This is a genomic window from Acetivibrio sp. (genome assembly GCF_035371925.1).
GTDB lineage: Bacteria > Bacillota > Clostridia > Acetivibrionales > Acetivibrionaceae > Hungateiclostridium.
On record NZ_DAORXT010000080.1, the window covers coordinates 1 to 13,648 of the forward strand.

Here is a 13,648-nt window from a genome sequence, read left to right on the forward strand (position 1 = left end):
TAGGTTTAAGAAATTTTATTTAGAACCGATACTTTTTGTGGGATAATCATATTTTGATTTAACGATATATTTAATAAAAATGTGGTAATTCCAATATGCCGGTTTCTAAATTCGCGAAATTAACGAATATATTTGATTGACAAGGGGTAAGCATAGGGATTACTATATTTATAATTGAAAAGTACAGCCTTTTAAGGAGAAAATTATGACAAAGTTAATATCTTGGAATGTTAATGGCCTTAGGGCATGCATGAATAAGGGGTTTTTAGACTATTTCAAAAAAGTCGAGGCCGATATATTCTGCATACAGGAGAGCAAGGTTCAAGCGGGTCAAATTGAGCTTGAACTTGATGGGTACCGTCAATACTGGAACTATGCCGAGAAGAAAGGGTATTCCGGTACTGCGGTATTTACCCGTATAGAGCCTTTTTCGGTTCAAAACGGGATTGGAATTGATGAGCATGACAAAGAGGGAAGGGTTATAACCTTGGAGTTTGACAGCTACTATTTGGTCAATGTATATACTCCCAATGCCAAAAAAGAGCTGGAAAGGCTGGATTACAGGATGAAATGGGAGGATGACTTCAGGAATTATCTTGTCGGGCTAAAGAACAAAAAGCCCGTAATTGTTTGTGGGGACATGAATGTGGCTCATAAGGAGATTGACCTTAAAAATCCGGCATCCAACAGAAGAAGCGCAGGTTTTACCGATGAAGAACGCGCAAAATTTACCCAGCTTCTTGAGGCCGGTTTTATTGATACCTTTAGATATTTCTATCCCGATAAAAAGGACGCATATACATAGTGGTCATACATGTTTAATGCCCGCGCAAGAAACGCCGGGTGGAGAATTGATTACTTTTGCGTGTCGGAGAACCTAAAAGAGAGCTTAGTCAGTGCTTCCATACATGATGATGTGCTAGGTTCCGACCATTGTCCGGTGGAATTGCAGATAAAATAACATCGGGCAGAAATGTTCATGATAAGGACGTTTCTGATGGTTACATCTGGAAAACCTTGATTCAATGAACAATTCATGGTAAATTATTTTGTGAAAATGTGTAAGAAGGTGCTACGACATTACTTACGGTTGTCTATAAAGGAGAATATGAATGGAAGGTAGTTTCAGAGAATGGGTATGGCTAAGTTCCGTTCCGGGAGTTGGAGCAGTCAAGTCTAAAAAACTTCTGGAGCATTTTATGGACATACATAATGTCTGGAATGCCACTGAAGCTGAGTTGCAAGGGCTTCCTTTTTTAAGCAGGAAGGATATTTCGAATTTAACTAATGTTAAATTTAAGCAAGATGTAGATCGTCATCTTGAGAATATCTATAAGAATGACATTAAAGTTATTACATTAGAAGATAAATTGTATCCTGAATACCTTAAAAACATATATGATCCTCCGTTGGTCCTTTATATGAAAGGAACTATCCAAAAGGAGGAGAAATACCTGGCTGTAGTCGGCTCGAGAAAAGCAACATCCTATGGGCTTGATATGGCAAAAAGAATTTCCAGAGAGCTTGCCGGATACGGTATTACCATTGTAAGCGGAATGGCCAGAGGAGTTGATTCTTTTGCCCATAAGGGTGCTCTTGAGGCAAAGGGCAGGACTATAGCTGTTGTAGGGTGTGGTCTTGATATAGTATATCCATATGAAAATAAGAAACTTATGGAAAGTATAGTTGAGAACGGTGCCTGCCTGTCGGAATACCTTCCCGGCACTACGCCTGTGCCCGGTAATTTTCCTGCGCGCAACAGGATAATAAGTGGCATTTCCATGGGAGTTATTGTGATAGAGGCGGGAGAACGCAGCGGCTCTCTGATTACTGCCAATTTTGCTTTGGAGCAGGGAAGAGAAGTTTTTGCACTTCCGGGAAATGTCAACAGCATAAAGAGTACCGGAACCAATAAATTAATTAAAGAAGGTGCAAAAATAGTAACAGGAATTGACGATATACTAGAAGAATTAAATATATATTTCATCGAAGAAAATACAAATGGCTTATTTACCAAAAACCTTCAGGATGACAAGTTGTTAAAAGGTCTTGATGCTGATGAGAAAAAGATTGTGGAGTGTTTGAGGCTTGAGTCAATGCATATTGACACTATTGTAAGAAAAACCGGATTTAGTATACAGCTTGTCAACTCGATACTTATAATGCTGGAATTAAAGGGAGTTGTTGAGCAGCTTCCAGGAAAGATATTCAAATTAAAGTGCTAAATAATTAATTGTAATATGACAATATATAATATTATAATATATTATTAAAAAATAAGAGATAAATAAAACTGTAATTAAAAGTGGAGGAAAAAGATGGCTGATAAATTGGTTATTGTTGAGTCTCCCGCGAAGGCACACACTATCGGGAAGTTTTTGGGAAAAGGTTATAAGATAGTTGCTTCTGTCGGACACGTGAGAGACCTTCCGAAAAGTCAGATGGGGGTCGATATAGAAAACGATTTTACTCCCAAGTACATTACAATAAGAGGAAAAGGCGATATAATTTCAAAGCTTAAAAAGGAAGCAAAAAGCGCAAACACTATCTATCTTGCAACCGACCCTGACCGTGAGGGAGAAGCTATTTCATGGCATTTGGCTAATTTGCTTAACATAGATGAAAAAGAAAAATGCAGGGTAACTTTTAATGAGATAACCAAAAATGCAGTTAAGAACGCAATAAAGTCACCCAGGGAAATCAACATGGACTTGGTTGACGCCCAACAGGCAAGAAGGGTACTCGACAGAATTGTAGGATACAAAATAAGCCCTCTGCTTTGGAAAAAGGTTAAAAAAGGATTGAGCGCAGGGAGGGTACAGTCGGTTGCAACAAGGCTCATCTGCGACAGAGAGGAAGAGATTGAAAAGTTTGTACCTGAGGAATACTGGACTATAACTGCAAAGCTCTTAAAAGAAGGAGTAAAAACTCCTTTTGATGCCAAATTTTACGGTTCGGGCAGCAAAAAGAGTGAGCTTACGAGTGAAGAGCAAGTCAATAAAATCCTCGATGAGATAAAAGATGCTGCATTTGTGGTGCAAAAGGTTAAAAAAGGTGAGAAGAAGAAAAATCCGAATGCACCGTTTACCACCAGTACAATGCAGCAGGAAGCCTCAAGAAAGCTGGGGTTTTCTACCAAAAAGACGATGATAGTGGCGCAGCAGTTGTATGAGGGAATTGAAGTTAAAGGTGTCGGCGCTGTGGGTCTTGTTACCTATATTCGTACCGATTCCACAAGGGTTTCCGATGAGGCACAAAACCAGGCTGCGGAGTATATTAAAGAAAAGTTTGGAGCGAATTATCTTCCTAAAGAAAAAAATATCTATAAAAATAAATCTGCATCCCAGGATGCCCACGAGTGTATCAGGCCGACATCGGTTGAAATGGATCCCGAGTCTGTAAAAGAATCACTGTCCAAAGAGCAATACCGTTTGTATAAGCTTATATGGGAGAGGTTTGTGGCCAGTCAGATGGCACCGGCCGTATATGACACTATAAATGCCGATATTGAAGCCGGCAAATATCTTTTCAAGGCAAGCGGTTCCACGGTAAAGTTTCCGGGATTTACGGTCTTGTACCAAGAGAGCAAGGATGAAGAAACGGAAGAAGGAGAAAGTATTATTCCGGAACTTTTAGAAGGAGAAAAATTAAAGCAGAAAAAGATTGACCCCAAACAGCATTTTACACAGCCGCCTCCAAGATATACGGAAGCAAGTCTGGTTAAGACTTTAGAGGAAAAAGGCATTGGAAGGCCGAGTACTTATGCTCCTACCATTACAACTATTTTGGCCAGGGGTTATATAGTAAAGGAAGGAAAGACATTAGTTCCTACAGAGCTTGGAAAAATAGTAACGGATATTATGAAAAACCATTTTCAAGATATTGTGGATGTCGAGTTTACTGCTCAGATGGAGAAGGAGCTCGATGAAGTTGAAGAAGGCGAAAAAAGATGGGTAGATGTTATGAAAAGCTTCTACTCACAGTTTGTTAACGTTTTAAAGGATGCGGAAGAAAAGATAGGCAATATTGAAATTCCCGATGAAGTAACCGATGAGATTTGCGAAAAATGCGGAAGAAATATGGTAATCAAGATGGGCAAAAACGGAAGATTTCTGGCATGCCCCGGTTTTCCGGAGTGCAGAAACGCAAAGCCGCTTTTAGAGGATGCCGGTGTTACTTGTCCTAAATGCGGCGGCAAGGTGTACATTAAGAAGACACGAAGGGGCAAGAAATATCTTGGGTGCGAAAACAACAACAGTGAACCGAAATGCGATTTTATGACCTGGGATATGCCGGCAAAGGAAAACTGCCCCAATTGCGGAAGCTTTCTTCTTAAAAAATATTCCGGCAAAAAGGTGCAGCTAAGATGCAGCAATGAGAATTGTGACTTTGTAAAAACAGGAGATAAACAGGAAGAAGAGGAGTAGTATGACTGATTATATAAACGTAATAGGCGCAGGACTTGCAGGATGCGAGGCAGCATGGCAGATTGCCAAAAGAGGAATAAAAGTCAAGCTTTTTGAGATGAAGCCGAAAAAATATTCTCCGGCACATCATATGGATACTTTTGCAGAGCTGGTTTGCAGCAATTCTCTGCGTTCAAACCAGCTGGAAAATGCAGTTGGGCTTTTAAAAGAGGAAATGAGGCTTTTAGACTCCATAATTATGAAGTGTGCCGATGCTGCTCAAGTACCTGCCGGAGGGGCCTTGGCAGTGGATAGAAGCAAGTTTTCCCAAATGGTGACGGAGATTATTAGGCAAAATGAAAATATAGAAGTAATAAACGAAGAGGTTATGGAGCTTCCGAAAGAAGGAATAGCAATTGTTGCTTCAGGTCCCCTTACGTCGGAAAATTTGTCAAAACATCTGGCAGATTTTATCGGTGAGGACTATCTTCATTTCTTTGATGCTGCTGCTCCTATTGTTGCTTTTGAATCAATAGACATGAGCAAGGCATTTAGGGCTGCACGCTATGGAAGAGGGACGGACGATTACATAAACTGTCCTATGAACAAGGAAGAGTACGAGACTTTTTGGAATGAACTGGTCAATGCAGAACTGGCAGAAGTGAAAGATTTTGACCGCGAAGTGGTTTTTGAAGGATGTATGCCGGTTGAAACCATGGCAAAAAGAGGAATAGACACTTTGAGATTTGGTCCTTTAAAGCCTGTGGGGCTTGTTGACCCAAATACCGGAAAAGAACCCTATGCGGTTGTTCAGCTAAGACAGGACAACAGTGAGGGAACCATGTATAATATAGTAGGATTTCAAACCAGGCTCAAGTGGCTGGAGCAAAAAAGAGTGTTCAGGCTGATACCGGGACTGGAGAATGCTGAATTTGTAAGGTACGGTGTAATGCACAGAAATACTTTTCTAAATTCGCCAATGCTCTTAGATGCCGCATACAGCCTTAAAAAGGCTTCCAACATTTATTTTGCCGGACAGATTACCGGGGTTGAAGGGTATGTGGAATCTGCCTCTTCAGGCATGGTGGCAGGAATTAACGCTTCAATGGATTTTCAAGGAAGAGAACGGGTTATATTTCCGAGAAGTACCGCAATTGGCGCATTAAGTCATTATATTTCCGATAGGAGCGTAAAGAATTTTCAACCCATGAATATTAATTTTGGCATAATGGAAAGCATTCCTCTAAAAATACGGGATAAAAGAAAAAGAAACTATGAGACGGCAATGAGGGCTCTGAAAAATTTAAAAGAATATATTTCGAAATATTTGGAAGTATAAAATTATTTGCTTCTATAAAAATTTTATGATAATTTTATATTAAAATATCATAATTTTATCATATTTTTATAATAAAATAGTTGTTTTTTTTTAAAAGTTGTGATAATATCATTATAAGTAATGGTATTTTATGTATTAGTCAAGTTTTATGCAGTTCTTTTTTTTAATTTTCTTTATTTTGTCTTTATAGGGTCTAGGAGTATTATTTGTACGTGTAGGCATATTTTTCCGTAAAAAGATGATAAAAACAAATAGAAGTGTATTCCTGTACGGTTATAAGGTTAATAATACCATTATAACTAATGGAATCAATGCAGGAAAATATATTTATATGTCGAATTATACTGAGAAATGCTTTGTTCTTAATTTTTAGGAGCAGAGTTAAAATACACAGGAGGTGTATCCAATGCTAGGCAGGATTCTTACAGGGACGAATGTGCTTGAAAAATCGTTGGATGCAGCGTTGTTACGAAATGAAACCATTTCACAAAACATTGCCAATGCTGACACGCCGGGTTATAAAAGAAAGACCGTTGCTTTTGAAGAGTACTTGAACGATGCAACGGCAAGTATCAAGGGTATAAGGACACGTCAGGAACATATACCAGTGGGAGCCAGAAATGTAATGGATATTGACATTAAGGTTTCGGAGGATAAAAGTTCACTTTCAATGAGACTTGATGAAAATAATGTCGATATTGAAAATGAAATGGCGCAAATGGCTAAAAATACTATTAAATATTATCTGCTCACACAAAAAATCAGCAGTGATTTCAGTAAAATCAAGTCTGCTATCAAAGAAGGGAGATAATAAATCATGGGATATTTCAGTTCTCTTGATATAAGCTCATCAGCTCTTACTGCTCAAAGATTACGAATGGATACAATCTCTCAGAACATTGCAAATGTAAATACCACAAGGACTGAAAACGGACAGCCCTATAGGAGAAAAACGGTGCTGTTTGAAGAAAAATCCTCAACCGGTTCATTTTCCGAATATCTCGAAAGCAGTATGAGAGGGAAAAACGCTGGCGCGGGAGTCAGGGTTACGGGAATAGTAGAAGATACATCTCCGTTTAAAAGAGTATATGATCCCGGACATCCGGACGCGGATGAAGAAGGATATGTTTTAATGCCGAATGTTGATGTGATTACGGAAATGGTAAATATGATTTCTGCAACAAGAGCCTATGAAGCCAATATTACATCTATCAACACCACAAAGGGTATGGCAATGAAGGCCTTGGAAATCGGAAGATGATCAGGTGATATAAAAGTTTTGGCAGCATAGTGTTGTAAAACCGGCCTTTAAAGATGTAAAAATACGATGACGTTATTTAAGGAGGGTATTATGGCTGTAAACAGTATTGATTTAATATCTCCTGCAATATCAAAATTTGATTTTACAGTGGGTAAAAATAATAATGAAGATATTGTTAAATCTTTCAGCAATTATTTGAGTAATGCCATAAAACAGGTGGATGAACTTGAGAAACAGTCAAAGGCTGTTGCTGAGGATTTTGCTGCAGGTAAAACCGACAATATTCATGAGGTTATGATTGCTGCGCAAAAGGCAGACATAGCTCTTCAATTTACATTGCAAATCAGGAATAAAATTCTGGATGCTTATAATGAAATAATGAGAATGCAGATTTAGTGCAGGTTTTTTTGCGTGTACATTTCTATATGTGTTGCATAAATGTTACAGAAGATGATTACCGTTGACTAAGGTGGTGGATTCATGCCAGAGGTACTATCAAGAATGCAGCAACAGATCACAGACTTTTGGAAAAATCTTGACAAGTCGCAAAGAACACGAATTCTTATAACTTCCGGTATTTTGGTGGTTGTGCTTACAATAGCCATAGTAATGCTTACAAGGACTACATACGTGCCTTTAATTACCGTTGATGATCCTGAAAGCATTGCTGCAATCGAAGAAGCTCTTTCCGAAAAGAAGATAAAATACAAGCATGGTGACGGAAAGCGTATTCTTGTCGATTCAAAAGACAAGAATAAAGCTGAATTTGCCTTAGCTTCCACAGGATTAACGGAATCTGGAATGACATTTGAGGATGCGTGGAGCCTTCTTAAAGTTAGTTCTTCCGAGAGTGATAAAAAGCAGCTATGGCAAAATTTCAAGAAAAACAGTCTTGTTGCGAAGCTCAAGATGTTTGATAATGTAAAAGATGCTGACGTTGAGCTTACCATACCGGAAGAATCCATGTTTTTCGTCGAATCGAAAAACGAAGCAAAAGCGGCTGTCAGAATAACTCCAAAAGGTGAATTAACTCCCGAACAGGTTGAAGGGATAGTTATGGTAGTTGCCTCTTCCATAGAAGGATTGGATCCCAAAAACGTAACGGTTGTTGACAATAATTTTAATATATTGAATCAGAATTTGTCAGACGGTATGAATATACCCTCGAGCCAATACAAGCTTAAGCTCCGTATAAAAGAAGAACTTGAAAAGAATATAAAAACCCTGTATTCCGGTCGTTCGGACAGCTATGATTTTATAAGTGTTGCAGTAAATCCGGTTTTGGATTTGGACAAGGTTACAAAAAATCGAAAAGAAATCGAAAAGCCTACTGGATTGGACGAAGCGATAGTAAGTGAGGAAAAAAAGACAGAAGAGCTAGTGAACGGAAATCAAGGCGGGGCGCCGGGGATGGATACCAACCCGGGAACCGGAGATGTTCCAACTTACCCCATAAATGGGGGGGAAAACTCTTCATATGAAAGCAAGTCGGAAATAATAAACAGAATATTTACCGAGACATTGACCGAGGAAGAAAAAGCCATAGGGACAATGAATTTTAAAGAGTCATCAATGACGGTTGCCCTGTAGTATGGAAATAGAGTTCCCGATGACAGTAAACTGACAGATGATTTTATAGAGCAGTTTAAACAAGGTTTGAGCAATGCTACAGGAATTCCGGTTGAAAAAATAACAGTGGACAAGCAAAAACTAGCACCTCAGGAAGTAGAGGTAGTAGCTGCATCCGACAGGATAAAACAGTTTATTGATGACTACGGATTCTTTGCATTAATGATTATATTGATAATTGCGCTGATGCTTTCAGTAATGCCGAGAAAGAAAAAGACTCCGGAAGCAACACCCGAACTTGCAACTGCAGGTGGTCCTAATTTTGCTGTAGCTGAAGAAGAAGAATTACCGGAGATAAACTTTGAGGAGCATTCTGAAATTAAGAAACAGATTGAAAACTTTGTCAAGCAAAAACCGGAGTCAGTTGCACAGCTTCTTAGAAATTGGTTGTCCGATGACTGGGATTAATTGATTTAGGCAGTTTATCACGAAAGAACAACAGGTTTAGGGGGTATTATTGTGGCTCGAGGTGGAGCAGCAAGAACAGAACTATCAGGAAAAGAAAAAGCAGCAATGTTATTAATTGCTCTTGGGCCTGAAAGATCGGCAGAGATTTTCAAACACCTTAAAGATGATGAAATTGAGCAGTTGACCCTTGAAATTGCAAATATCAGGACCGTAAGTCCCGAAGAAAAGGAGAAGGTGTTGGAGGAGTTTTACCAGATATGTCTTGCACAGAATTATATTGCCGAGGGTGGAATAAACTATGCAAAAGAAATTCTCGAGAAAGCTTTGGGAACTCAAAAGGCACTGGATGTTTTAAACAAGCTGACGGTGTCGTTGCAAGTGAGGCCTTTTGACTTTGTAAGGAAGGCAGACCCTTCACAGCTTATAAACTTTATCCAAAACGAACATCCTCAGACAATAGCATTGATCCTGTCATATCTGAAACCCCAACAGGCATCAATCGTATTGTCGGCGCTTCCCCAGGACAAACAGGCTGATGTTGCAAGAAGAATAGCAACGATGGACAGAACATCGCCTGAGGTAATAAAAGAGGTGGAGAGAGTACTTGAAAAGAAGCTTTCGGCAATTGTTACCGAAGACTTTACTGCTGCCGGTGGCGTACAGGCAATAGTTGATATCTTGAATAACGTTGACAGAGGAACCGAAAAATACATTATGGAAACTCTGGAGGTTGAAGATACCGACCTTGCCGAAGAGATAAAGAAGAGAATGTTTGTGTTCGAGGACATACTTACTTTGGACAATCGTTCCATTCAAAGATTCCTGCGTGAGGTTGACAACAATCAGCTGGCCATTGCCCTCAAAGCTACCAAGGAAGAAGTTCAAAACAAGATTTTTGCAAATATGTCCAAGCGTATGGCTGAAATGGTGAAGGAGGACATGGAATTCATGGGTCCTGTAAGGCTCAAGGATGTTGAGGAGGCTCAGCAGAAGATTGTAAATATCATAAGAAAACTCGAAGATGCCGGTGAGATAGTAATCTCCAGGGGCGGGGGAGATGAGATAATTGTATAGCAACAAAATATTTAAGAGCAGTCAAGTAAATATCGGGATACCCGTTCAAATCAAAGTTCCTCTTAACTATCAGAACATTAAAAAGATTAAAGAGCCTGAAGTGGACTTTGATTCCTGTGTAAATGAAAAGTCCGAGATATTAAATAAAAAGATTGAAAATGAAAAGGCTATTTTGGAGAGAGCTCATAAAGAGGCAGAGGAGATAATCAGACAAGCAGAGCTTGAGGCAGCTAAAATATTGGAGGATGCCCGGGAAAAAGGGTTTCAGTTAATGGCGGAAATTGAGGAAGACAGCAGGCAAAAAGGGTTTGAAAAAGGATATGAGGAAGCTAAAATGCAGTATGAGGATTTGCTGCAGGAGGCGGAATTAATCAGAGAAAATGCATTGAAAGAGTATAGGGAAATGCTTCAAGGTATTGAAAAGGATGCATTGAATGTTATTATAGACATTTCCAAGAAAGTTATCGGTACAGAGATAAGCATGAACAAGGATAGACTTTTGGAAATGATTGCACAGGCTTTTGAACGATGTTCAAACAGGGAGAATATTACGCTGAAGGTATCTTCGGCGGATTACGATTTTATAGTTGAAAACAAGGACAGGATTCTTTCGATGGTTGAAGGTATAGGCCAGCTTGACATTGTAAAGGACCAAGCCTTAAAGCTGGGCGCATTGATACTGGAAACACCCTACGGAAGTGTGGATGCAGGTATGGATACAAAGCTTAAAAAGATTGAAGAAGCATTTTTTAAGGTATTGGCAAATCGAAAATAATTTCACATTTCACGCATAAAATAAACAATCTGGGATGGGAAGCTCTATGGCGGCCATTGATTTTTCAAAATATTATGATGTGTTGGATAACAAGGACTTTATTGAGTATACCGGAAAAGTTTCCAAAGTTGTCGGTTTGACGATTGAGTCTAACGGCCCTGAAGTTAATATTGGAGAAATCTGCAAGATAAATGCCTTAAGGGAAAACAAGATTATATCTGCAGAGGTCGTGGGATTCAGGGACAACAAGGTGCTTTTAATGCCCTTAGGCGACATGAACGGAATTGGTCCCGGAAGCAGAGTGGTGGCAACAAGGGATTATTTGTCCGTGGGAGTCGGCAATGGGCTTGTCGGAAGAGTAATTGACGGAACAGGAAGACCTATTGACGGCAAAGGTGAGATTGTTATCGAGAGCACATATCCTGTTGAAAACAAACCGCCGCATCCCCTTCAAAGGAATAGAATAAAAGATCCATTGCCTTTGGGCGTAAAAACAATAGACGGTCTTTTGACTGTGGGAAAAGGGCAGAGAATAGGTATTTTTGCAGGAAGTGGCGTGGGAAAGAGTACCTTAATCGGTATGATTGCCAGAAACACAAAGGCGGATATTAATGTAATTGCCTTAATTGGAGAGAGAGGAAGAGAAGTAAGGGAATTTATAGAAAAGGACCTTAAAGAGGAAGGATTAAAAAGGTCTGTGGTGGTGGTCGCAACTTCCGATCAGCCTGCACTTATAAGACTAAAAGGAGCACTTATGGCGACGGCTATAGCAGAGTACTTTAGAGACCAGGGAAAAGATGTACTTTTGCTGATGGATTCCCTTACAAGGTTTGCCATGGCTCAGAGGGAAATAGGTTTGTCAATTGGCGAACCGCCGGTTTCAAGAGGCTATACCCCTTCGGTATTTTCGGTAATGCCAAAGCTCCTTGAGAGAGCCGGAAATTCTCACTCGGGGTCGATTACCGGACTTTATACGGTATTGGTTGACGGCGATGATCTGACTGAACCTGTAACCGATACTGCCAGAGGAATTTTGGACGGCCATATTGTTTTGTCGAGGAATCTGGCAAACAAAAACCAGTACCCTGCCATAGATGTTCTGGCAAGCGTGAGCAGGGTTATGCCGGATATAGTAACTGATGAACACATAAAGGTTGCAAACGATATTAAAAAGACGATGGCAATATATAGAGAGGCTGAGGACTTGATTAATGTCGGTGCTTATGCCAAAGGAAGCAATAAGAAAATCGACTATGCCATCGAGGTAATTGACAAGATTCAGGATTTTATTGAGCAAGGTGTTCATGATCGGTACTCATATGATGAGACTGTAAATTTGATGAAAAGTGTGTTGATTTGACATTATAGGTGAGCAGGGTGGGAGATGATTATGGGAAAATTTGTTTTTAAAATGCAGACTCTGCTAAACCTCAAAATTCAATTGGAAAATGGTCTTAAAAATGAGCTGGGAAGAGCAGTCCAGGAATTGGAGAGGCAAAAGGATATATTAAATAAGATCAACAATGAAATGAATGAATATATCGACAGTATAAACAGCAAGTCTTGGGAGGGCATATCAGTAGGAGAACTTCGTGAGTACAATACGTATATATCTTATCTTAGTGACAGGGCAAAGCTTCAAAAAGAAAATATTAAGAAGGCACAACTTGTTGTCGATAAATATAGAGATAAGCTGATTAGAGCCATGCAGGAGCGAAAAGTGCTTGAAAAGCTGAGAGAGAAAAAGTATGAAGAGTATATGAAGGAGCAGCTTAAGGAAGAGCAAAAGCTCAACGATGAGATTGTAAGCTTTAACATAAGCAATTCACAAGAACAGTAAGCTGTTGAATATACGTTAAATAATACTATAAAAATGCTATTGGGAGAGAGACATGGCAAAAGAAAAGATTCAAGAAACTATTAAAAACCCTGAAGCGCAAGGAAGCGGAACTGAAAAAAAGGAAGATAAAAAAGGTGGTTTTCTGTTTGGGCTGCTTGTGCTGTTGATAACACTGATTGTTATAGTTAGTGTTGTCGGTGGGGTTTTTTTCATTGTCATCAGAAACAATGTAAACGGACTGGTGGAAAGATACAGGAACAGCCTGAAAGATATTCCCGTCCTAAAGCTGGCTTTACCTCCTGCGCCAGCGGATTACGACCCTCTTGATCCCAAAAATCTTAAAGAAGATGAACTTATTGAAAAGTATAACCAGTTCCGAAAGAAAAGCGGCGAGCTTGCAAAGAAGCTTGAGGAGACTGAAAAAGCTTTGGAGGAGCTTAAGAATTCCCAGATCGATGTTGAGGTATTGATGAGGGAAAACGAGCGGATAAAATCGGAAATGGAAGCTCAAAAGGCTAGATATGAAGAGGATTTGAAAAAAGCACAAGAGCTTTTGGTGAAAGAGGATAAAGAAGGGTTTGCGGAATTTTATAAAAAGATGAATGAGCAGCTTGCTCAGAGTCTTTACGAACAGATACTCAAGGAAGAGTATGCTAATGAGCAGGCAAAAGAGTTTGCAAAGTTATATGAGAAAATGGATACCAAGGCTGCAGCCCAAATATTTGAGGAGCTGGGAGAGTCAAAACTGGACTTGGTTGCCAACACGTTAAAAAACATGAAGAAAGACGTGGCTGCAGAAATTATATCTGAAATGAGTCAAAGCTATGCGGCTAAGGTTACTGAAAAGCTTTCAAAAGTTTATGGAATTCAATTTGAACAATAAAAATTTTCTATATATTTTTACAATTATCGAAAG

At 39.4% G+C, this 13,648-nt stretch carries 13 protein-coding genes and 1 pseudogene; all 14 read left to right on the forward strand.

Translation table 11 applies throughout. The features are described from left to right. The first annotated feature begins 205 nt into the window (after positions 1-205). The 14 genes and pseudogenes from PLH43_RS10475 to PLH43_RS10540 all read left to right on the forward strand — a co-directional run bounded on the left by PLH43_RS10475 (position 206) and on the right by PLH43_RS10540 (position 13,615). Positions 206-961 (forward strand): annotated as a pseudogene (locus PLH43_RS10475) (exodeoxyribonuclease III). 151 nt (positions 962-1,112) lie between these two features. Further along, positions 1,113-2,225 (forward strand): DNA-processing protein DprA, encoded by a 1,113-nt coding sequence (gene dprA / locus PLH43_RS10480; protein WP_324362844.1) that lies wholly within the window; start codon positions 1,113-1,115, stop codon positions 2,223-2,225. A 93-nt stretch (positions 2,226-2,318) separates the two neighbouring features. Next, positions 2,319-4,427: a type I DNA topoisomerase gene (gene topA / locus PLH43_RS10485; protein ID WP_324362845.1), complete on the forward strand. Its 2,109-nt coding sequence runs from the start codon at positions 2,319-2,321 to the stop codon at positions 4,425-4,427. Position 4,428: 1 nt separating this feature from the next. Beyond that, the gene (gene trmFO, locus PLH43_RS10490) at positions 4,429-5,745 is read left to right on the forward strand and encodes a methylenetetrahydrofolate--tRNA-(uracil(54)-C(5))-methyltransferase (FADH(2)-oxidizing) TrmFO (RefSeq protein WP_324362848.1); all 1,317 of its coding nucleotides are present in this window, start codon (positions 4,429-4,431) and stop codon (positions 5,743-5,745) included. 406 nt (positions 5,746-6,151) lie between these two features. Then, complete coding sequence (gene flgB / locus PLH43_RS10495; protein ID WP_324362850.1) at positions 6,152-6,556, forward strand: flagellar basal body rod protein FlgB; 405 nt, start codon at positions 6,152-6,154, stop codon at positions 6,554-6,556. Between the two features lie 6 nt (positions 6,557-6,562). After that, positions 6,563-7,006 (forward strand): flagellar basal body rod protein FlgC, encoded by a 444-nt coding sequence (flgC, locus tag PLH43_RS10500; RefSeq protein WP_324362852.1) that lies wholly within the window; start codon positions 6,563-6,565, stop codon positions 7,004-7,006. Positions 7,007-7,096: 90 nt separating this feature from the next. Further along, positions 7,097-7,402: a flagellar hook-basal body complex protein FliE gene (fliE, locus tag PLH43_RS10505; protein ID WP_324362854.1), complete on the forward strand. Its 306-nt coding sequence runs from the start codon at positions 7,097-7,099 to the stop codon at positions 7,400-7,402. A gap of 84 nt (positions 7,403-7,486) precedes the next feature. Then, positions 7,487-8,596, forward strand: coding sequence for a flagellar basal-body MS-ring/collar protein FliF (gene fliF, locus PLH43_RS10510; RefSeq protein WP_324362856.1), 1,110 nt, complete (start codon positions 7,487-7,489; stop codon positions 8,594-8,596). 66 nt (positions 8,597-8,662) lie between these two features. Then, positions 8,663-9,043, forward strand: coding sequence for a hypothetical protein (locus tag PLH43_RS10515; RefSeq protein ID WP_324362858.1), 381 nt, complete (start codon positions 8,663-8,665; stop codon positions 9,041-9,043). Between the two features lie 51 nt (positions 9,044-9,094). After that, positions 9,095-10,117, forward strand: a complete 1,023-nt coding sequence (fliG, locus tag PLH43_RS10520; RefSeq protein WP_324362860.1) for a flagellar motor switch protein FliG — start codon at positions 9,095-9,097, stop codon at positions 10,115-10,117. Beyond that, positions 10,110-10,892, forward strand: a complete 783-nt coding sequence (locus tag PLH43_RS10525) for a FliH/SctL family protein (protein WP_324362862.1) — start codon at positions 10,110-10,112, stop codon at positions 10,890-10,892. Before fliG ends, PLH43_RS10525 begins: the two co-directional genes overlap by 8 nt. 46 nt (positions 10,893-10,938) lie before the next feature. Continuing rightward, the gene (fliI, locus tag PLH43_RS10530; RefSeq protein ID WP_324362864.1) at positions 10,939-12,252 is read left to right on the forward strand and encodes a flagellar protein export ATPase FliI; all 1,314 of its coding nucleotides are present in this window, start codon (positions 10,939-10,941) and stop codon (positions 12,250-12,252) included. Between the two features lie 30 nt (positions 12,253-12,282). Then, positions 12,283-12,732, forward strand: a complete 450-nt coding sequence (gene fliJ / locus PLH43_RS10535) for a flagellar export protein FliJ (protein WP_324362867.1) — start codon at positions 12,283-12,285, stop codon at positions 12,730-12,732. Between the two features lie 52 nt (positions 12,733-12,784). Beyond that, positions 12,785-13,615: a DUF615 domain-containing protein gene (locus PLH43_RS10540; RefSeq protein WP_324362869.1), complete on the forward strand. Its 831-nt coding sequence runs from the start codon at positions 12,785-12,787 to the stop codon at positions 13,613-13,615. Positions 13,616-13,648: the final 33 nt, after the last annotated feature.

Bases quoted from the DNA above. Each gene is read 5' to 3' on its own strand.
- dprA (WP_324362844.1), top strand. From the start codon at position 1,113: ATGGAAGGTAGTTTCAGAGAATGGGTATGGCTAAGTTCCGTTCCGGGA.
- topA (WP_324362845.1), top strand. From the start codon at position 2,319: ATGGCTGATAAATTGGTTATTGTTGAGTCTCCCGCGAAGGCACACACT.
- trmFO (WP_324362848.1), top strand. From the start codon at position 4,429: ATGACTGATTATATAAACGTAATAGGCGCAGGACTTGCAGGATGCGAG.
- flgB (WP_324362850.1), top strand. From the start codon at position 6,152: ATGCTAGGCAGGATTCTTACAGGGACGAATGTGCTTGAAAAATCGTTG.
- flgC (WP_324362852.1), top strand. From the start codon at position 6,563: ATGGGATATTTCAGTTCTCTTGATATAAGCTCATCAGCTCTTACTGCT.
- fliE (WP_324362854.1), top strand. From the start codon at position 7,097: ATGGCTGTAAACAGTATTGATTTAATATCTCCTGCAATATCAAAATTT.
- fliF (WP_324362856.1), top strand. From the start codon at position 7,487: ATGCCAGAGGTACTATCAAGAATGCAGCAACAGATCACAGACTTTTGG.
- fliI (WP_324362864.1), top strand. From the start codon at position 10,939: ATGGCGGCCATTGATTTTTCAAAATATTATGATGTGTTGGATAACAAG.
- fliJ (WP_324362867.1), top strand. From the start codon at position 12,283: ATGGGAAAATTTGTTTTTAAAATGCAGACTCTGCTAAACCTCAAAATT.
- PLH43_RS10540 (WP_324362869.1), top strand. From the start codon at position 12,785: ATGGCAAAAGAAAAGATTCAAGAAACTATTAAAAACCCTGAAGCGCAA.